This is a genomic window from Bartonella harrusi (genome assembly GCF_024297065.1).
GTDB classification, from domain to species: Bacteria; Pseudomonadota; Alphaproteobacteria; order Rhizobiales; family Rhizobiaceae; genus Bartonella; species Bartonella harrusi.
Genome location: NZ_CP101114.1, coordinates 972,086 through 991,690, shown reverse-complemented (window position 1 = coordinate 991,690; position 19,605 = coordinate 972,086). Strand labels below are relative to the sequence as shown.

The following is a 19,605-nucleotide window of genomic DNA, read 5'->3' as shown; positions in this document are numbered from 1 at the left end:
TCACGCACCTAATCTTTGTTTTGCTTCAGAAGCTTGACGGTTTTGTTTTTTATACAAATTATTCAGGACGGTTTGCGCTTGTTCAAAAGTCATTTCGGAAATGCTATTTACATTTACAGAAGCCAACATTTTTGTTTCGTTTGCATTTGTTTTTTGGACTAATCGTTTAATGTCTGCCATTTGTTGAGGCGAAGCTGGTCCTGAGAGTTTTGTTTTGTTACCATCTGTATCATCTTCTTTGCTTGCGACATTGAGAAGCATGCCTAACAAATAGCGGCGCGCATAAGTGATGGTTGATCCTATGGATTGAATATCTGTTTTGTTGCCTTTCCCATCAAGAGGGAATGTTCCTTCTGTAGAGATTTTATTTCCTGATGGATGAACCAAAGTCATCTCTATAGTAACCTGTGCATGAGTTTGATTTTTAATACAGGAAAACAAAGCAAAATGATGTTCTTTTAGTGCCTCCTTGATACTCTCGATATAACAGTCGAGAGTAGCGTATTTGCTTAGGGTATAGGCGTGTGTGGATTTTGCTGTGATTTCCTTATATTTGGATTGCATATCTGAAAGATCAGAAACAAAACTTTTATAAAGCTGTCTATTGATTTCTTTTTCTCTCAAGGAGATAAGGCGTTCGAGACGATCCATATCAACATCATTTTCTAGGGCTCTTGTTAAAATGAGATCCATAGCTGTTTGTTTAACTGCTAAATTTGGATTTTCTTTAACTTCTGTTAGGTTCGTGTTTTGTTCATTCATTATGTTTTCCTCCATTGTGCGCAATTCACCCGTTGCGTGAATCACGCTTGTGTTAAAAGGGTCGTTGTTTGTTGCTAGAGTTTTGTCTTTACGGGTTGCACAATCCGATCAATTGGAATGCATTTTAGATATGAACAATGATCAGAATATAGCGTCAATATAAAACTTTCATCTGAGATTGGTGGTATCATTTCAAATCCAGTACACGCAAATGGTCTGAATTCGTATGAGAATGCAAAGCATTGAGATTTTTTAAGTTCCATTTGCACGACATTATCTTCATTTAAAAAAGCATCTACTTTCTCTTTCGAAATTATGGTATCTACATAGGGCTCGCCCTTATCTCCAGAAATAGCAATACAAAGTTCACCTGAATTGTGAGTGCTTCTCACAACCAGCTGCGAACACAAAGTAGGTTTAATTTCATATTTATACATGATTTATTGTCTCTCACCCGTTGTAATAATACTGTTTCACAAACCCTATCTTAAAACGGTGTGATTACCAGAAACTTTTGTATTTCCAGTTACTTTGGCTTGATCACAAACGATAGCACCACCAAACACACGGGCATTTCCAGAGATTTCTGCGCGCCCCCCAACTTTAGCTTTTTCAGAAACATGTGCACCTTCGTGGACTACGGCATAACCACCAACCTTTGCTTTACCGAAAATACGAACATTATCGAAAACGGACGCAAAGCTTAAAATTGTAGCGTTGTCGAAAACTTCTGAATTGTCATAAACGCATGCATGTTCGGAAATTACGGCATCATGGTATATTCTTGCATTCCCATGAACACTGGCATCATCACAAACTCGTGCATTAACGTAAACTTTTGCGCTACCGTAAACTTTGGCATTACCGTAAACTTGTGCATCATCATAAACGTATGCCTCTCCAGAAATTTGTGCATTTCCATAAACACGAGAATTGCCGTAAATTTCTGCATCCTCGCATACTTGTGCATCATCATAAACACAGCTCTCACCGAAAACCCATGCATCACCACCAACCCAACAATCGCCCTCATGGGATAGGTTTCTCTCATGCTCTATATAACCACCTAAATCGCCTGCTTTGACATCTCCAAAGTCTCGCAACGCGCGAATGCGGTAAAGGTCTTTACCATAAAAATTTGTTTTTTCATCAGTAAGTTCGTATTTTAGTTCCATGGTTTATTTCCTCCATTAGTGCGTAATTCACCCGTTGCGTGAATCACGCTTGTGTTAAAATGGTTGTTGTTTGTTGTTAAATTTTTATATCTTCAGGAATTCTCGTATTGCCGCGAATATTAGCCAATCCACAAACCTTAGCATTTCTAAAAATCTTGACTTCATCACGGATATAAGCACTATCATAAACTTGTGCATCTCCAAAAATCTCAACACTTTTCAAAAAAGCGCCTGATATAGTAGCATGATCATAAACTTGTGCATTTTGATAAATGCGCACACTACCATAAACCTCAGCATTGCCATAAACTTTGGCATTGTCATAAACATAGGCATCGCCGCTAACATCGGCATCACCATAAATCTGAGCATCTCCAAAAACATGGGCATCACTGTAAACCTTAGCGTCGCCTCCAACCCAACAATTACCTTCGTGACTGAGGTTCTTTTCCCTTTCTATCCAACCGCCTAAATCACTTTTTTTTACATCACCAAAGTCTTGCAATGCACGGATACGGCGAAGAGTTCTACTAGAAAACTCTATTGTTTCACCTGTAAATTCGTATTTTTTCATATGTTTTTTTCTCCAGTTGAGATGGACTGATTGCCGCCAATACATGCGTTCCAACAGACACATGCATCTCCATAAATCTTTCCAAGAGCGTAAACCTCTGCCCTACCCTTAACTTTTGCATTTTCATAAACTTCTGCATTATTATAGACACGTGCTTTCTCATAAACCTTGGCTTGACCGTAAACACGTGCTTTGCCATAAATCTTAGCTTGGTCGTGAACGCGTGCTTTGTTGTAAACTTGTGCATTTCCATAAACATGAGACTTGCCACAAACTACCGCATTACCGAAAACTTGTGCATTATTATAAACCATAGCATTATCAAAGACTTCTGATTTTCCGTAAACTTTTGCTTTATTGAAAATACACGCTTCAGATTCAACACAAGCATTTCCAAAAACATTTGCGTCGCCACAAATGCATGCATTGTCTAAAATACGTGCTTTTTCAAATACTCTTGCATTACCGCAAACTTTAGCACTATGAGAAACACAAGCATTGTCCCCAACCCAACAATCCCCCTCATGGCTTAAATTGCCTTCATGCTCTATAAAACCGCCTAAATCACCTTTTTTTACATCACCAAAGTTTTTCAATGCACGGATACGGCGAACCTTACGCCTATAAACTATATCGATTTCATCAGTAAATTCGTATTTCTTTTCCATGATGGTCACCCCTTAATGCACGCTTTGTCTTTTGATTTCTTGAGAAAGCACACCAATGCCTTTTGTTGTGATTTTTGCAGAAGGAATGACTTTATTTATTCCACCAGAAGTTTGAATAGTGATGGTAGGACAATCCATCAGACCTTTTTGGATTTTGTCTTGATAAGGCAACAGATGCCCGCTTGCTATGCGTCGATAGACCCACCCCTTTTGCTGTAAGAAGAGAATGAACTGTTTTGGTTGCATTTCGAGTATTTTAGCAACTTCAGTAAGACCGAAAAGACCCTCATGGCGCTGTAAACTTTCAAGAGCCATTGCTTTTGGTTTTAATTCTGCAATCATATTGTCTTTTTGTTCATTCTCATTTTTGAGATAATTTAAAACCCCTAACATGACTTGTGGACTAGAGTAATCGATTTGCGGTGCCACTACTTGCTGTTCTAATTGTTGCCACCGATCAATGATCTTTGCTCGTAATGCTGTGCTGTAACCTGAGACGAGAATTAAACATTCGCGCTTGGGGAGATTATAACAATTTTGAGGTCTACCTTGTGTGTCTAAATAGGTGCCCTCAAATTTGAGGAGACCCCCTTCAGGGTATAATTCTTCTAACATTTGCTTAATATCGCGTCTTACATTGTCATGTCTTTTACCACACAATTCTGCAATTTCACGGCTCGACATAGTTTGAATAGCTTCGTTGTTAAAAGGACTTTCTGCTGTTGTGACAAGATTATGCATGCCTGTGCTCCATTTGTGGTGATATTTGAAAGAAAGAAAAGGAGGCGTTTTTAAAAACGCCTTTAATAGTTTGGATAATTTGGAAGAACATCCCAAAAAGTCAGACGGTGCTGCTCTTCATAAGTACCGTACATTTTATCTTCATATTCACGTTGTTCGATATCGTCTAAAAATACCCCGTATGCTGTGCTATGTAGAATAAAGTCATGAGGTATTATTCCGTAAAAGCACTGTTCTTCACGTTCTATAAGATAGGATTCTGCGATATCTTCAGAAATATCTTCACAACTGTTTTCAGAAGGATTTATGCGAAAGATTTGTATAGCATTATCCGCCTCGTCAATCATGTCTAAAACTTGGCTTTCATCAAGTGGACCCGAATGCCCACTGTGTTCATCATCACAGATAACTAATAAAATTTCATTGGAATTAATAAGAATTGGCTTATCCATAATTTCCCCTCCCTGATGCCTCTTGGCAATCTTTTGTGTTTGGTTTATGGACATACAATACGTTTTTCGTAATAACTTGTCAAGAAAAAAATACGATAAACGTAATTTATTATGTTTATAATCCACATGATTATTATCATTAAATATAAACGGGGACGTTATGTTGGAAATTAAAAGAAAAAAGCGGCTATCTTCAATGCTAAATAAGTTAACTGAAAGCGAAAAAAGAGCTTTTATGGATTTCGTGCTGCGAGCAAAGATTTTAAAAGATCCTCAACAATCTTTTTTTCAGAATCATTCGCTTGAGAATACAAATAAAGAAAATCATCAGAACATAATCCAGAAACAGGTGAGGAATCTTTAAAAAACTCCATAATCTTTACTAGTTCATCAGCTTTAACGTCTCTCATTTCTTTATTGGGATCAAGATTGACAATATTAGATATAGCTGGTCTACGCACTCCAAGATGGGCTGCAAGTTTTGCTTGACTTCCGCGGCCCATTTTGTCGAGCTCTTGCTTTATCCAAATTTTTAGCTCTCTTTGTTTAACCATACTTAAGTTATTTCTCATTTTAAAAAACCTTACAATATTAAAAAATAAGAAAATACGTTTATCGTATTGACTAAAAGTTACTTATATCGTATTTTATTGCCATGATAAAAACATATACAGAAACAGCAAAATTTATAATTGCGTATCTTGGTGGATATCAAAAGGTTGCTAATATTATTAATCGCAATGTTATTGTGGTTAGAAAATGGGCTTATCCTCTTGAAAAACGGGAAGGTAAGGGTGGAATAATTCCGGCTAAATATCAAGTAATACTTCTAAACTATGCCGATCAACATAACATCGACCTGCGTCCGGAAGATTTTTTCTATCCTGAACGTTTGCAAAATTTGTTGGAGGTAGAAAAATTGTCTTCAACTCCCGCATTTGTTGATGATTTGTCTGTTCGTGTAAAATCACCCAAACAACGTAGCACATCACACCAACCCAATTCACACTCTTAAAGAAGAAAGATTAAGAGATGATAGATGAACCACATATCACTATAAGCAAAGTCCAGTTGATTGATCTTGTTAATAATATTGGAGAGGCAACCATATATTATGGTGTCCGTTCGCCTCAAGATGCACGTTTTGAAACAAGAATAAATCCCTCATCAACAGGTTATTTTGTCTATATGCTGTATAGTATCTTTGCGCGTGATGATAGAAATTATTTTCCGTTATTGCCATACAATGATTTTAATCAATGGTTTTCATCTGTGTTTACGCAAGCTTTTACAACTTGGTTTGATAATTATTTTTCTCAAGAGTTGTTATCTTTTTATCGCTTAAATGATCTGATCTTGTTTATGATCTTAGTCAAAGATAAGCTTGATATCTTAAGGCTTGATCTTTTAAGGGATGAAGTCATCAAAAAAAGAAATCAAATCAATAAATCGTAGCATAAAAACGTTTGCCTAAGTGAGTTAATCCAATTTTTTAAAGTCTATGAGGTCGGTTTGTGTAGTTACAGTCATTGTTGTTTCTGGTTGCAGTGGGGATGTGTGGGTAATGATTAAAGTAACTTGGTCTTTTATATCTTCTTCACGTGCTGCCACAACAATAAGGATTCTTGTGTACTTACCTTCTGAGGGAGCTATGGAAATATTAACATCGACTTCTTGTCCTGTTCGAAAATTCTCTGCTTCCTCACAGCGGCCACGTGATTTGTGTGATATTGGTTTGGCATCAGGATTAACATATGATGATTGCATTTGCCGCCATCCTGTTTCAGGTTTGTATATGATGCCATATCCAAGAATAAAGCGAGAACCATCTTTTAGCTTTATATTTAAAACGTGGATGGCAGTTTGTGCATTGTTTTTTATCTTTAAACAAAGAAGCGTCCACTTGCCTTTTGTTGGCAAATGGGGTCCAGTTATATATATGGAAGGTGGCGTTCCTAAATCCTCTACTCTTTTATTATCTAACAAAATTTTAATATGTTCTTCTGACCATTTGGCAAGATCTTTTGTCGATATCGCTTGCTCTTTAAGGGCTATCGTCTGTTCTTGGCTTTCTGCAAATTGCTTGGTTATCCATTCCCTATCTTCTTCTCGTTTTTTTGCAGCTTTTTCTAAATCATCTTTGCGGATCTTAGCCGCTTCTTTACGGTCTTTATTTCTTAAAATAAGCGCTACCGAAAGCGACACAGCAAATGATACACAACCAGTAAGAAATATCTTTATCCATTCTTGCATCTTTCCCCTCCCCACTTTTTTAGAATCGTTGGGAGGTTACTTTTTTACAAACATTTTTTCAAGACAGCCAATCGCAACGCGCTCTGTCATAGCGCACGTATAAATACACAACAGCCTTAAGGGGGGATTATGATCACTAACGCACCAACCATTCTTTGCCTTGATCTAGGTACCACAACAGGCTGGGCAATACGTGGTGTGGATGGTCACATCTTTAGTGGCACGGTCAATTTTCAACCACGCCGTTTTGAAGGCGGTGGTATGCGTTATCTGCGCTTTAAACAATGGCTTACAGAAATGAAGGCAACAGCCGGTGGTATTGATGCTGTGTATTTTGAAGAGGTGCGCCGGCATGTTGGTACTGATGCGGCGCATGTTTACGGTGGTTTCCTAGGTCATTTAACAGCTTGGTGTGAACATCATGAAATACCTTATGAAGGCATCCCTGTTGGCACAATTAAGAAAGTAACGACAGGAAAAGGAAATGCCTCAAAAGAAGAGATAATACAGGCGATATGTGCAAAGGGACATAAGCCTAAAGATGATAATGAAGCGGATGCTTTAGCAATTTTATATTTAATGAAAGAAGGGGGTATACATGTCTAGTAAATTACCGTGGACGAGGTTATTTGCAGACAAGTGGGTAATTAATCTCGCTTGTTTACCTTCAATTGAAGGCAACGTTTATATGCGCCTGCGGTTGCAAATGTTGCACACGGGAGAGCCCCTTGTAAACAATCTTAAAGTTTTAGCTCATTACACTGGTTATTCAGTAAAAACATTTGTGAAAGCTTTGGACGTTTTATTAAGTATGGGGCATATCATACGTCTGGAAGATGGTCGTTTATGGAATTTAGATGTTGAAGAAGAATTCAACAACTCTAATGGGAATTTAGATAAGGTATCAAAAACATCTCGATCAAAGAGATTATCAGAGAGAGCACAAAAAGCAGCGATAGCAAGATGGAATAAACATAAAAATGATGCTTGTGATCATGCTAAAGCCCCTGAAAATACTGAAAATGATGCTAAAAATGATGCTAAAGTTGTTAAGCATGATGCTAAAAGTATGCTTAAGGATGCTAAGCATGATGCTTATGATATGCTTGATGATGCCTATATATATAACATAAACAATAACACTAACATTAACAGTTATAATAAAAAAACTAACACTATCGTGTTAGCAAAAAAAGAAAACGATTTTGAAGATTTAAAAACAAACGAACAGGTTGACGAGCCTTCAGAAGACCATGATTGCGAAAAGCGAGCAGATGCAATCGAAACGGTGGCAGAGGATCAACCTGCTATTCACGAGCAAGAAAACATTCCCAAAAAAGCAAAACGGTCTAAAGCCAATCGAGGCTGTCGATTGCCTGATGATTTTGAACCGGATTACGATTTCGCAATTGCAGAGGGCTTGCCTCCAGAGCGTGTGAAAGTCGAAATCGCAAAGTTTCGAGATTATTGGAAAGCCAAGACAGGTAAGGATGCGACCAAAACGGATTGGCAAGCAACGTGGCGCAATTGGGTACGAAGGGCTATTGATGATTTAACGAAAGGAAGAAACTATGGAAAACCCAATATTGCACAAACAGAACAACAGCGTGGCAAATCTTATCGAGTTGCACAATATATGTCCGATATCAAAAATTCAGACAGTGCGTACAAGTTTTTATTCGGTGATGACGAAAGAACCACCATTCCTTTGGTTACCGGGACAAAAACCCTCGATTGCAGAAGCGGAGCGAATTACCTCACTAGCCAATGATGCGTTGAAAGAACTTGAGAACAAAGCAACGGAAGAGGAAATCAAAACCACGTATCTTGTGTTGTCGAATGGTCTCAAAAGCCCATCAGAATATGATGAAAAATCAACAGCGCTTGCGTATTTTTACACGCTGGACGGTATAAGCAGCTGGGCATTGCAAACGGCAACAAAGAACGCTTTGAAAGGCAAAGCAGAAGGTTTAAACGCAACTTTTATGCCATCAACAGCCGATTTTTATGGTTACTGTGAAAGGCTTGAAAACGGTATACGCATGAGTGTCGATCAAATACTTAGGTACCTTCAAAGACCTGAGAGACAGGACAAGGAAAAAGAGACACCTATAGCACCAGAGCGCTTAGAAAAGCTTCAAAAAGAGCTGAGTGAAGTTTTAAAGGGTCTTGAAGACGAGATAGCAAAATAGTGAAAAATGCTGATCATTTTGTGATTAGATATGTGTTTAAATCGATAAAAAGGCACATTACAAAGCGATTTAGAGATTTTTTGATGTTGATCACATAAAAATCTAAAAACACTTTGTACAGTCAATTTTGAGGCAAATAGACCAAGTGGTAAAATTATGGAATAAAAGCATGAGAATTTTTAAAGATCTCTTTTTAACAAAGCGTAAACAACCGCAAAAAAAGTTTGTTGCAACAGCAAGAGGGCATGCACCATGGGGATTAGGGGTTACAGAGTATTTTTATAACCTTTATGAATATGAAGATGGCGCAAGAGAATATGAGGAATTTGATGGTGGGCAATATCATGAAATACCAGAAAATGCAGATTACAGTACCAAAGCGCAAGTGAAAGCATGGCTATATGGTGGTGCTGTGCCTAAAAGCGTTCTCAACCTTGAGCCCCTCATAGATGAAATTAACAGAGAGATCAAAAAATTATCAAAAAACACAGGAAATGAATATGTTTACAGATAAGCAGCTAAGAGCCTTGTTGGGCGTTATAAGTTTTATATTTTTATGTTTTTTAGGAATAAGAAAAAATATTGACTTTATTCAGACTATTTTGACATTCGCGTCTGTTTCTTTGGTAATAGTAACAATTGTTTTTGCAATTTTATGCAATTCTCATATTCCTTATGAATTACAAAACAATCCAAAATATAAATGCGGCAATACAACAGGTTGGCAGAGATTAACACGTGATTTACAACAATATATGCATAGGCTCTTAAAGCTCATAACTTTAGCGCTTGTCGTTTTAAGTTTTCCAAATAGTTATAAAGAAACAATTTCTTTGCCCGTCATTTCTCAGTACGTGGAACATAATTTTTCTTTTTCATTGGATAGTGTACTTTGGTACTCAGATATTGCTCTTTGGTATTCTCTTTTAGTTTGTGTATTCTTTCTTATTTTGCGTACACGCAGTTTAATAAATATATCTATTTACACACTACAGTGCTCCATTAAAAAGCCATAGTAAAATTTCCGATTTTGATAGAGTTTTCGTTATCTATACAGGAGAATTCAGTGAACAAATTAATACCTCAATCTGATGGAAATACTAAGGTTCTCCTTGATATGCTTGAGGTCCATCTGAAAAAAAATAATGGTTTTATAAAAACTGATTTTTATGACTTTAAGCATATATATGACGGTCCTTTTTTAGTTTCTGAAACCAAGTCTTTTCCACTTGAATCCATTATAATCGTAAATATCGAACAACCAACAAAAAATGAAAGAGATCCAATGGATAAAAGCCCAGTTACGCATGTTTTTGATTATTTAGAAAAAGTTCGTAAAGGTGAGGCTTTCACGGTAGATGGATGTCCAATACCACCATCTCAAAATGTTCCTGTATTTTGCTATATTGTCTGCGATTTAACTGAAAATATGAGAAGGTCTTGCAGGTTTTTGGATTTAACTAAAACAAACGATGGTATGCGATATTTTGGTTACCATAAGAACTACAAAACCTATATAGAAGTTTTGTCTTTTGAAAAGCTTAAAAGCTAGAGAAGCTAAGTGGGGTTTAGGACAGAGTAGATATTAATTTTTAAAGATGCCCTGCTTGCTCTAAAGGTGAAATATGTGGAATTGGGCTGTTATGACGCGCTTGCCAAAGATCATGCTTTTGTTGCAATTTAAGCCAAAATTCCGCATCATTTAACCCCGCTTTTTCTAACCGTAAAGCTAGATTGATACTAATTGCTGCATGACAATTTAAGACGCGTGATAAAGTTAAACGCGCAACACCAAGACGATTTGCAGCTTCTGTTACTGTTAATCCTAATTCATCAAGCAACTCTTCTTTCAAAATACCACCAGGGTGCGGAGGATTGTACATCATCATAATACCTCAAAAAATCAATGATAATCTTGATAATCAACAAGTTCAACATCTGTCCCAATGAAACGAAAGGTAACCCGCCAATTGGCATTGACACGCATTGACCAATAACCTTTTAAATCGCCTGTAAGTTCATGGAGACGATACGATTTTAGGGTTACTTGTTCAGGAGCTGATATCGTATCTAAAATTACCAAAATATTTGCTAATTTTTTAGCATGAGTGGGTTGTATACCTTTGCAAGACCCTTTTTCGAAAAAGATTTTCAACCCTTTATGCTTAAAACTAACAATAGCCATATATTTCCCTTTTGGTACTTGATACTATACACCATGCACTTATGTCAATTGATCTTTATTAAAGAATGCTATAAAACATAATATAATACTTTAAAAAAGTGTTATTAATAATTGAGAATATTGAATAATATTAAAAATTATGCTAAGATTTAGCACGTATTAAAGCACAAATTTAAGGTAAAAAAACATGCTGAACAAAGTGATGCTAATTGGGCATTTGGGGGCTAATCCCGAAAGCAAAACAATGAATAATGGGACTGAGGTAGTTAATTTTCGTATGGCTACTTCTGAGAGCTATACTGATAAGGCAACCAATAAAAGAGTCGACAAAACGGAATGGCATTCTATCGTCATTTTTAATCCACATCTGGCAAAAATTGCTCTTCAGTATCTCAATAAAGGTTCAAAGGTCTATGTAGAAGGCAAATTACAAACGCGCAAATGGAAAGATAGAAATGGTAGTGAACATCTTGCAATAGAGATTGTCTTGCCACAGTTCAAAGGCGAGTTGTATTTACTTAATGCAAAGAAAGAGCAATCTTCTTCACCTGTCACTTCCCAAAGTTATGCCGCCGCTTCAGGAGCTGCTGATTACGGCAAATCTGTCAATGATGCTATTCCATTCTGATTGAAAAATATGACAAAGAAAAAGAAACGAGCAAAACGTGGACGTCCACGAATTAAGGGATGTGTAAGAGAACCAAATGGACGCATCTCAAGAGCAAAAACACCGCGTAAACCTGTTGATCAATTGGCTATAGAAATGCGTGCTAAACGCTTTGGTTTGTCCATAGAAGATGCCAAAAATCCACTTGCTGGTACCTATATCGGGCGGCTTTATTTGCAAGGTCAACTTACTCAAGATCAATATGAGGCTGCACAAAAGTACCTTGAAGTGAAAAACAATTACCTCTGTGCAAAAGCGTTACCTAATGCTGTTTATAATGAAATGCCTACAACTTCTGATGATGGTGCAAGAGAGAAATGGGTAAAACTTACTACAGAGCGGTTTTTAAATATGCAAGAGGCAATAAAAGAAGCACAATATCTATATCGCCAACACAATTTTTATGCTGCGTTACAATGCCTTGTTATAGAAGATCAAATGCTACCGCATCTTGTTAATTCACTCTGTATTGTACTTGATGCGCTTCACAAACATTTTACGCAAAACCGGTAGTCGTCAAGCGGCATCTTGAATATGAATGGTAACTTCTTTCTAAAAACACCAGATTTTGATTAAAAAAATAAAAAAACACTAGATGATGATTTTTTCTGTTGACATCGTGTAAAAAATCCTATTTAATGACAATACTGCACTAGTCGTATTGCGTCTAAAATTCAAAAATGTTCCCTAAAAATTTAGTAAAATATGTACCTGAAATAGGGCTAGAGAGCCCTGTTTTCTTGGTAATTCCGGCTTGTCCATTTTTCACAGTGTAAATATCAATATTTGACGCATGATGTCATTAAATCATTCCTCAAAAGGAGCAATAATGAAAACTGTCATCACTAAACCAATCTGTGTCGTTGGCGACAATAAAAGCACCGTTCGTTTTGAACCTTCTACACAAAATACCCCTTTTGTTGAAGTTTCAAATCAACTCTATGCTCGTCTCAAGCGTGCCAATGCTGCAAAACCTTTTGTTGAAAGCAAAACAAATGCAAAACCTGATAAGACAAGTGAAAAGGTTGAAAAAGAAGAAAATGAAAAGGTCCAAACATCAACTGAAGCAGTGGTAGAGGAAAACACACCCAAACAAACCAAAACATCTAAAGTTTCTAAGCCAGCAACATCTACTCCAAAAAAGGCTTAGAAGTTGAAATTAATTATCCACCAAAAATGGTATCTTCAACAAATGAAAGATACCTTTACAAGTCTTCAAGCACCACGCCTGAATTGGGCTTTGTGTAATGCTGTAAATACTGCAGCAAAACAAGTGGAGCGCTTTGCCGAAAAGAAAGTTTCTGAACTTACATCAGCAAAATCAAAGCGTATCAAGAAAGGTGTTTATATTAAAGGAAAAGCTACAGCACAGCTTCTCGAGACAGATATCATTGGCTCTGGAACACCGATACCTCTTAAATTTTTTAAAGCAAGAGAAACAAAACATGGTGTGACCTACACAATGTTTGGCAAGAAAGAAATCTTACCCCATGCTTTTATTCGAGGTGGGAGTTTTCCAAAGCGTGTTGAATTAAAAATGGGCAACAATGTTTTTCAAAGAGCCGATGGTGATCAATTCCCTATTGCAAAACAAGAAGGACCATCAATTGCTAGAGTAATGTCCAAGCCAGAAATTGCAAATACTATTACACAATATGCCAATGAGAGATTAATCAAAAATATCCAGAGACAACTTGATCGTCAAAAATATGCCGCTAACAAGAAAAAGAAATAATGTTTTTAAGCTATGTAAACACACTACTCACTTTAATTGTAATTTTTAAAGAAAATTATCACTTACACTTTGGCTTTTTCCATAAAAAATGCAATAAAATCAATGCAAAAGGTACTTTCCAGCGGGTTGGGAGTGTTGCGGGGCAGGACAGCGCGAACTATCGCTAGCGTTAGAATTTTTTAAATTGACTGTACATTGTACACATAACCCATTGATAAATAACGATTTCAATATGTGTACTGTACAATATGTGAAATGTTTCCTTATCCCATTGATAGCTTGTTTTTCAGTTTGTGATGTAAAACTCTCTTTATCCTGATACGCCGTCTTACTTCTTCGGGCATAGAAGAAGTCAAGGAGAAATTTTGAATGAACAAGAAGCATCGTGAAGGTCTCTCGGTTCGCGCTTTTGCCAAGAAGATGGGTGTGTCGCATAATGCGGTGGTTTCTCGGATTAAAACAGGCAAATTTGATGCTGCTCTTTTTGAAGATGGTTCAATTGATGAAACCCTTGCAACAGCGATATGGAATGAGAATCCTACAAAGCGCACTGCTTCACTTTTAGCACCTGATGGACAACGGCGGACAAAGATCAAAAAAGCTTCAACAGATGGAGCCAACGAATACAAGATCAAACTGGAGAGAATGCAAGTTGCACTTGAAAGAGAGAAGATTGCTCTGGAAAAGTTACGCGAAACAACTGTTGACCGTGAAGAAATGAAAAAAGCAGCGCGTGAATTTGGAAGAGCACACCGTGATGCCATGTTAAAATTTCCTCACCGTTTCGGTGCAAGCATTGCAGCACAAGTGGGATGTGATGCGGCGAGCCTTATTGGTGCCATTGATTATTACATGAGAACAGCTTTGCTTGAGGCAGTTAACATTCCAGTGCCTTTTCATGATCCTCATTCTCCGGAGTTAGAAATCTTGCAAGAAACGAATAATGGATGAAAATGCAATCAAAGAATTTTTCGCCTATGCCAATGACGCACGACAACCAGATCCACCGTACACGGTTTCGCAATGGGCGGATAAGAATAGATACCTTAGCACCGTAGCAAGTGCAGAGCCTGGATTGTGGAGAACAAAGCGTACCCCTTATTTGCGCGAAATCATGGATAACCTTTCCTCTTACATGCCAATTGAAACAACAAGTGTCATGAAAGGAGCGCAAATTGGAATGTCTGAAGCAGGATTGAACTTCTGCGGTTATGCTATTCATTATAGTCCGGGACCCGCTCTTTATGTGATGCCTACTGTCGAGACCGCGAAGAAACTGTCAAAAACGCGTCTTGATCCAATGATTATGGCAAGCCCTGTTTTAAGTGAACGCATTGCCCCTGCCCGTGCACGCGACAGCGGAAATACAATGTTTTCGAAAGAATTTGATGGGGGAGCATTGATGCTTACCGGAGCAAACAGTGCTGCTGGTTTGCGTTCCATGCCTATTCGTTATCTGATTTTGGATGAAGTTGATGCCTATCCTCTCAGTGTGGATAACGAAGGTGATCCCGTGATGATTGCCGAAAAGCGTACCTCAACCTTTGTGCAGAGAAAGATTTTTAAATTGTCCACGCCAACACACCGTGACACAAGCCGTATTGCCAAAGATTTCGTGCTTGGTGATCAAAGATATTACAACGTCCCTTGTGATAAGTGTGGGGTTCTACAGCCCATTGTTTGGTCGCAAATCAAGTGGCCGAAAGGTGCCCCCGAAAAAGCTGTTTTTGTTTGTGCCCATTGTGGTCATGAACATGCCGAGCACAGAAAAACTGATCTCATGAGTGAGGACAGAGGTGCGTGCTGGGTTCCTACAAGTGAATCAACGAGACCGAATTTACGCTCTTATCATATTTCGGCACTCTATTCACCTTGGCTAACGTGGGGAGAATGCGCAAGAGAGTTTTTAGAAGCGAAAGATGATCCAGCGCTTTTGCAACCTTTTGTTAACACAGTGCTTGGAGAGCCATGGGAGGACAGAACAGGTGACGTTGTTGATCCTGATAGCCTCTATGCAAAACGCGAAGATTATCCCATTGCACCGCCGCAAGCCGTGTTATTGACCGCCGGCATCGATGTGCAAAACGACCGCTTAGAGCTTGAAGTGGTTGGATGGGGGCGTGGTGAAGAAAGCTGGCACATTGATTATCAAGTCATTCCCGGTGATCCATCTTCTTTTGAAGTATGGGACCAACTGGATGAATATCTGACAAGACGCTGGTCACACCCTGGTTACAAAGATGGCATCAGAATAACAGCGGCTTGTATTGATACCGGTGGTGGACATACACAAGCCGTTTACAATTATGTACGCCCCCGTGAAGGACGACGCATCTGGGGAATTAAAGGACAGGCGGGATGGCGTGCGGTATGGCCACGCCGTCCAAGCAGAAACAATAAAGGACAGATTAATCTCTCTATTGTTGGTGTTGATGCAGCAAAAGATATTATCACGGCACGATTAAAAAAATCCGGTCCTGAAGCATCGGGGGCTGGTGCAACACACTTTCATAAAAGCCTTGATCGGGAATATTTTGACCAGCTCACGGCTGAAAGAAAAGTCATCAAATATTTTAAAGGCTTCAAGCGCATAGAATGGCAAAAAAGTGAGAAAGCAAGAAACGAGGCTTTGGATTGTAGGGTCTATGCTTATGCCGCTTTACAGGGGCTAATTTCGGCAGGAATAAATCTTAATCGAGAAGTTGATATCTTAGAAGAGCGTTTGGAAAAACTTAAAGTTGACGCTTCTTTAGAGCAGCCAACATCAGGGATTTCTTCATCCACTTCTCCCAAAAGAACACAGGCAGCACAGCCTCAAAAGAAAAAAATCAGAATGGTGATCAGCCCTTATATGCAAGGGGATTGGAGGTAATTTGTGGATGAAGAATTGAAGCAAATAAACAGCAAAACTGACAGACTGGAAAGTTTAAAAAGGCGGCGCGAACAAATTGAAGAGGCTCTCTATTCGGGAGCACAATCAGTGCGTCATGGCGATAAGCAAGTAAGCAACCGTTCTGTTGAAGAATTGCGCAGAGCACTTGAGATGCTGAATACACAAATAGCCAACCTTGAAGGACGCAAGCGTTCACGTGTTTTCTATTTTAATATATCACGAGGCTATTAATGGCTGGCTTTATCAATAAACTCACGGACTTTTTTAAAATTTCTCGTCAACACAATCCGCCTTTTGAGGCTGCAAGCAAAAGCCGTCGCATGGGTGGGTTTGACCCCGCAAAAAAACACATCAATAAAGCAATTGAAGAATGCGGTGATACCATTACTGCTCGTTCAAGATGGCTTTATGACACTGAATCTCTTTATGGCTCGGCAACAGAAGAATGGGTTTCCGCAGCTGTGAGTGATGGGATTAAACCTTATCCTCGCATTGAAGGGTTTCAAGAAGAAAAGAAAAAGCTTTTAGACTTATGGTGGCAATGGGTTGATGAGGCGGATTATGATGAGGATGCGAGCTTTTATGGTCTGCAAGCAACAATTGCACGAGAAGTCTTTTTAACCGGCGAATGTTTTGTAAGACTGCATTATGTTGACCTTTATGGACGCTCTGGGGTGCCTCTTCAATTACAAATCTATCCAACCGAAATGCTGGACCTCACTTACAATGGACCTGCGGAAATTAAAGGCAATTACATTCGTATGGGTATTGAATTTGATGCCAGTGGCAAGCGTGTTGCTTATCATTTCTGGGAATACCACCCCTATGATGATTGCCCTGCAAACAGTGCATTTAAGAGCCAAGAGCGCGTGCGTATCCCCGCAAGAATGGTCCTTCATATCAAAGAGCGCCGTATTGCCGGACAATTGCGCGGTTCTCCTAAAATAACACGCAGTATGACAAAGATCTTTCAACTGGAATCCTATGATGATGCAGAGCTTGATCGAAAAAGAACAGCAGCTCTTTTCGCGGCATTTATCTCAAGAAATCCCCCAAACGACGCCAAATTACTTGATAATCGTAACGAAAAAGACGTTGAAGAAGAATCCGAATTACCTGTCATTGAACCAGGTGGATCATTTTATTTAGGAGAGAATAGAGAGATAAAATTTTCAAATCCTGTTGAAGTTGGTGGTTCTTATGAAGCCTTTCAATTCAACCGTATTGTCTGGGAGCGCTTTGTGGAAATGGCTGTCCTTGCTGGATGCGTAAAATTACCGGGATGGGAAGAAAATCCCTTGCCATGGCTTCAATGTGAAAGCTTTGCGCCCCCGCTTGAAATGATTGATCCAAACAAAGATATCTCGGCAGAAAAAGAAGAAATTCGCGCCGGTTTAAAAACACGACGAATGGCACTTGCCGAACGGGGTTTTGATATCGACAGCATTCATGCCGAACTTGAAGAAGAGCACACCGATGCTCGCGCCCGTGGTTTATCTTTTGATACCGATATGGCGGCACCCTCTGGTGAAAATCAAACGACGAATTTCACAGATTCAGATCCTTCTGAGACTTATGAAAGCAACCAAGGCAGTGAGGCGCACAAAAATGACCAATAATCTTGACATGCCGTTTTTAGTATCACGGCTTTTTGGTGTTCCACATATGCTTGCCTCGACAAAGCTTGATGTCATTCTTAATGCTCTTGCACCGCGTCTTTTTGCTGGAGAAAAGTTTACCCCTCAGGCTTTTTCGCAAGGGGCTAGCGCATCTTTCAAACCACCTGAGAGTTACGTGGTGCGCAATAATGTTGCCATCCTACCTGTTCATGGCACACTGGTGCGCCGCGGTGCATGGCTTGGTGCCCTTTCAGGGTTAACCTCTTATGAAGGCTTAAGCGCCTCCTTTCGTGAAGCCATTAAACAACCTGATGTCCGAGCTGTTTTGCTCGATATTGACAGTGGTGGTGGAGAAGCCGGCGGGGTGTTTGATTTGGTTGAAGAATTCCAAGCACTCTCACAACACCATCAGAAACCACTTTGGGCGCATGCCAATGAATTTGCCTGTTCTGCTGCTTATGCCATTGCCTGTTCTGCTTCGCAAATATGGGTTGCTCGCACAGGCGTTGTCGGCTCAATTGGGGTGGTTTGTGCACATCTTGACCAATCAAGCGCCGATGAAAAACAAGGGCTTAAATGGACCTTTGTCTTTGAAGGTGATCACAAGGTTCATGGTAATCCTCACGAACCATTGGCTGATACCGCGCTTAAAAAAATGCAAGCAGATTGCGCCCTGCTCTACGAAATGTTTGTCGATTGGGTAGCACAAAATAGACCCCTGAATACTGATGCTATTCGTGACACAAAGGCAGAAACTTTTATAGGCACCCAAGCTATCGCGCTTGGATTAGCAGATGCGCAAGGCACTCTTGCGCAAGCTTTGGAATCCTTAACGGATTTCATCTCACCAAACCCAACAGTAACAGCAAAAGAAGGACAAAACACATGGCACGCACACAATATCGCGCCCAACAAGAAGATGATGAAAGGATTGTCGACATCCTCGATGAAGAAGAGGATGAAAATGATCACGACATCGATAAAAACGCCGAAATCTTTGACGACAACGAAGACGAAGAGGAGGATGAAGACAATGAGGACAAGCGCGAAAACATAAAAGCCATCCTTGAACAAGAAAGAAAGCGCGCTCAAGCCCTGACAACCCTTGAAAGGCAAGCAAAGCGCCTCAGCGTTTCTTTCGATGCCGCAAAGGCTATTCAAAACGGTATGAGTATCGAGAAAGCACGCCAGTGCGTCTTGACAGAGGCTAGCTCTCAAAGCGCCTCTTTAAAACTATCGCCTTATGTTCCTCATGCTGATGGAGAGAGCAAGGCAAAAATTCATACAAAATGGCAATCAATTTGGAAGGTAATAAAATGAGTCATATTATTTATGAAGATGTTCGCAATGGCGCTTATCTTGGGCGCTACGACCCTGACATGTCAAATGAACAAGTGGTATTTGCATCAGGAGCCTTCATTGAGGCGGGGACTGTCATGGGAAAGATAACAAAAACGGAAAAATATGTCCCTCTTAATCCGGCAGCAGCAGATGGCAGTGCGGTGCTCGCAGGGATTTCTTATGCTACTGTTGATGCAACAGGTGAAGAACAACATGCCGTCATTACAGCGCGTTTGAGTACTGTAAAAGCTTCGGAACTGATCTGGCCCGATGCAATACTCGAGCAAGAAAAAATGGCAGCTATTCAGTCTTTAGAAGACAACAATAAAATTCTGTTGCGATAGGAGA

At 39.3% G+C, this 19,605-nt stretch carries 29 protein-coding genes; 19 read left to right on the top strand and 10 right to left on the bottom strand.

The window, feature by feature from the left end; all coding sequences use genetic code 11:
• From NMK50_RS04675 to NMK50_RS04645, 7 genes are all read right to left on the bottom strand, one after another.
• Entirely contained in the window at positions 1-762 is a 762-nt protein-coding gene (locus tag NMK50_RS04675; protein ID WP_254771047.1) for an ERF family protein, read from the bottom strand.
• A gap of 482 nt (positions 763-1,244) precedes the next feature.
• Positions 1,245-1,937, bottom strand: a complete 693-nt coding sequence (locus NMK50_RS04670; protein ID WP_254771046.1) for a hypothetical protein — start codon at positions 1,935-1,937, stop codon at positions 1,245-1,247.
• A gap of 76 nt (positions 1,938-2,013) precedes the next feature.
• Positions 2,014-2,511: a hypothetical protein gene (locus NMK50_RS04665; RefSeq protein ID WP_254771045.1), complete on the bottom strand. Its 498-nt coding sequence runs from the start codon at positions 2,509-2,511 to the stop codon at positions 2,014-2,016.
• The gene (locus tag NMK50_RS04660; RefSeq protein WP_254771044.1) at positions 2,508-3,179 is read right to left on the bottom strand and encodes a hypothetical protein; all 672 of its coding nucleotides are present in this window, start codon (positions 3,177-3,179) and stop codon (positions 2,508-2,510) included. The genes NMK50_RS04665 and NMK50_RS04660 overlap by 4 nt, the downstream gene beginning before the upstream one ends.
• Before the next feature lie 12 nt (positions 3,180-3,191).
• Positions 3,192-3,920 (bottom strand): phage regulatory protein/antirepressor Ant, encoded by a 729-nt coding sequence (locus NMK50_RS04655; protein ID WP_254771043.1) that lies wholly within the window; start codon positions 3,918-3,920, stop codon positions 3,192-3,194.
• 62 nt (positions 3,921-3,982) lie between these two features.
• Positions 3,983-4,372: a hypothetical protein gene (locus NMK50_RS04650; RefSeq protein WP_254771185.1), complete on the bottom strand. Its 390-nt coding sequence runs from the start codon at positions 4,370-4,372 to the stop codon at positions 3,983-3,985.
• A gap of 233 nt (positions 4,373-4,605) precedes the next feature.
• Positions 4,606-4,875, bottom strand: coding sequence for a helix-turn-helix domain-containing protein (locus NMK50_RS04645; RefSeq protein WP_241437276.1), 270 nt, complete (start codon positions 4,873-4,875; stop codon positions 4,606-4,608).
• A gap of 152 nt (positions 4,876-5,027) precedes the next feature.
• On the opposite strand from NMK50_RS04645, the gene NMK50_RS04640 reads away from it, so the two are divergent.
• Both NMK50_RS04640 and NMK50_RS04635 read left to right on the top strand, forming a co-directional pair.
• A complete protein-coding gene (locus tag NMK50_RS04640; RefSeq protein ID WP_254771042.1) occupies positions 5,028-5,387 on the top strand; it encodes a hypothetical protein in 360 nt (119 codons plus the stop codon).
• Positions 5,388-5,404: 17 nt separating this feature from the next.
• Positions 5,405-5,827: a hypothetical protein gene (locus NMK50_RS04635; protein ID WP_254771041.1), complete on the top strand. Its 423-nt coding sequence runs from the start codon at positions 5,405-5,407 to the stop codon at positions 5,825-5,827.
• 24 nt (positions 5,828-5,851) lie between these two features.
• Here NMK50_RS04635 and NMK50_RS04630 read toward each other — a convergent pair whose 3' ends face one another.
• Complete coding sequence (locus NMK50_RS04630) at positions 5,852-6,625, bottom strand: hypothetical protein (RefSeq protein ID WP_254771040.1); 774 nt, start codon at positions 6,623-6,625, stop codon at positions 5,852-5,854.
• 129 nt (positions 6,626-6,754) lie between these two features.
• Between NMK50_RS04630 and NMK50_RS04625 the strand changes: the two genes are divergently transcribed.
• From NMK50_RS04625 to NMK50_RS04600, 6 genes are all read left to right on the top strand, one after another.
• Entirely contained in the window at positions 6,755-7,231 is a 477-nt protein-coding gene (locus NMK50_RS04625; protein WP_254771039.1) for a crossover junction endodeoxyribonuclease RuvC, read from the top strand.
• A complete protein-coding gene (locus NMK50_RS04620) occupies positions 7,224-8,396 on the top strand; it encodes a YdaU family protein (RefSeq protein WP_254771038.1) in 1,173 nt (390 codons plus the stop codon). Before NMK50_RS04625 ends, NMK50_RS04620 begins: the two co-directional genes overlap by 8 nt.
• Positions 8,311-8,817, top strand: coding sequence for a hypothetical protein (locus NMK50_RS04615; protein ID WP_254771184.1), 507 nt, complete (start codon positions 8,311-8,313; stop codon positions 8,815-8,817). The genes NMK50_RS04620 and NMK50_RS04615 overlap by 86 nt, the downstream gene beginning before the upstream one ends.
• Before the next feature lie 169 nt (positions 8,818-8,986).
• Positions 8,987-9,331, top strand: coding sequence for a hypothetical protein (locus NMK50_RS04610; RefSeq protein WP_254771037.1), 345 nt, complete (start codon positions 8,987-8,989; stop codon positions 9,329-9,331).
• Entirely contained in the window at positions 9,318-9,833 is a 516-nt protein-coding gene (locus tag NMK50_RS04605; protein ID WP_254771036.1) for a hypothetical protein, read from the top strand. The genes NMK50_RS04610 and NMK50_RS04605 overlap by 14 nt, the downstream gene beginning before the upstream one ends.
• A gap of 50 nt (positions 9,834-9,883) precedes the next feature.
• Positions 9,884-10,369 (top strand): hypothetical protein, encoded by a 486-nt coding sequence (locus NMK50_RS04600; protein ID WP_254771035.1) that lies wholly within the window; start codon positions 9,884-9,886, stop codon positions 10,367-10,369.
• Between the two features lie 40 nt (positions 10,370-10,409).
• Here NMK50_RS04600 and NMK50_RS04595 read toward each other — a convergent pair whose 3' ends face one another.
• A complete protein-coding gene (locus NMK50_RS04595) occupies positions 10,410-10,703 on the bottom strand; it encodes a HigA family addiction module antitoxin (protein WP_254771183.1) in 294 nt (97 codons plus the stop codon).
• Positions 10,704-10,720: 17 nt separating this feature from the next.
• Positions 10,721-11,002: a type II toxin-antitoxin system RelE/ParE family toxin gene (locus tag NMK50_RS04590; RefSeq protein WP_254769739.1), complete on the bottom strand. Its 282-nt coding sequence runs from the start codon at positions 11,000-11,002 to the stop codon at positions 10,721-10,723.
• Between the two features lie 187 nt (positions 11,003-11,189).
• Here NMK50_RS04590 and ssb point away from each other — a divergent pair, with 187 nt between their 5' ends.
• The 11 genes from ssb (at position 11,190) to NMK50_RS04535 (ending at position 19,601) form a co-directional block, all read left to right on the top strand.
• The gene (gene ssb, locus NMK50_RS04585) at positions 11,190-11,630 is read left to right on the top strand and encodes a single-stranded DNA-binding protein (protein ID WP_254771034.1); all 441 of its coding nucleotides are present in this window, start codon (positions 11,190-11,192) and stop codon (positions 11,628-11,630) included.
• A gap of 9 nt (positions 11,631-11,639) precedes the next feature.
• Positions 11,640-12,182, top strand: coding sequence for a hypothetical protein (locus NMK50_RS04580; RefSeq protein WP_254770922.1), 543 nt, complete (start codon positions 11,640-11,642; stop codon positions 12,180-12,182).
• Positions 12,183-12,498: 316 nt separating this feature from the next.
• Entirely contained in the window at positions 12,499-12,819 is a 321-nt protein-coding gene (locus NMK50_RS04575; RefSeq protein ID WP_254771033.1) for a hypothetical protein, read from the top strand.
• A 42-nt stretch (positions 12,820-12,861) separates the two neighbouring features.
• Entirely contained in the window at positions 12,862-13,404 is a 543-nt protein-coding gene (locus NMK50_RS04570; protein WP_254770920.1) for a hypothetical protein, read from the top strand.
• A gap of 369 nt (positions 13,405-13,773) precedes the next feature.
• A complete protein-coding gene (locus NMK50_RS04565; protein WP_254769752.1) occupies positions 13,774-14,355 on the top strand; it encodes a hypothetical protein in 582 nt (193 codons plus the stop codon).
• Entirely contained in the window at positions 14,348-16,276 is a 1,929-nt protein-coding gene (locus NMK50_RS04560; protein ID WP_254771032.1) for a phage terminase large subunit family protein, read from the top strand. Before NMK50_RS04565 ends, NMK50_RS04560 begins: the two co-directional genes overlap by 8 nt.
• Before the next feature lie 3 nt (positions 16,277-16,279).
• Positions 16,280-16,528 (top strand): phage head-tail joining protein, encoded by a 249-nt coding sequence (locus NMK50_RS04555; protein WP_254769754.1) that lies wholly within the window; start codon positions 16,280-16,282, stop codon positions 16,526-16,528.
• On the top strand, positions 16,528-17,916 hold the full coding sequence (locus tag NMK50_RS04550) for a phage portal protein (protein ID WP_254771031.1): 1,389 nt from the start codon (positions 16,528-16,530) through the stop codon (positions 17,914-17,916). The genes NMK50_RS04555 and NMK50_RS04550 overlap by 1 nt, the downstream gene beginning before the upstream one ends.
• Positions 17,906-18,973, top strand: a complete 1,068-nt coding sequence (locus tag NMK50_RS04545) for a S49 family peptidase (protein WP_254771030.1) — start codon at positions 17,906-17,908, stop codon at positions 18,971-18,973. The genes NMK50_RS04550 and NMK50_RS04545 overlap by 11 nt, the downstream gene beginning before the upstream one ends.
• Positions 18,856-19,236: a hypothetical protein gene (locus tag NMK50_RS04540; RefSeq protein ID WP_254771148.1), complete on the top strand. Its 381-nt coding sequence runs from the start codon at positions 18,856-18,858 to the stop codon at positions 19,234-19,236. The genes NMK50_RS04545 and NMK50_RS04540 overlap by 118 nt, the downstream gene beginning before the upstream one ends.
• Positions 19,233-19,601 carry a head decoration protein gene (locus tag NMK50_RS04535; protein ID WP_254769757.1) on the top strand — a complete coding sequence of 123 codons (369 nt, stop codon included), beginning with the start codon at positions 19,233-19,235 and terminating at the stop codon, positions 19,599-19,601. Before NMK50_RS04540 ends, NMK50_RS04535 begins: the two co-directional genes overlap by 4 nt.
• Positions 19,602-19,605 lie beyond the last annotated feature (4 nt).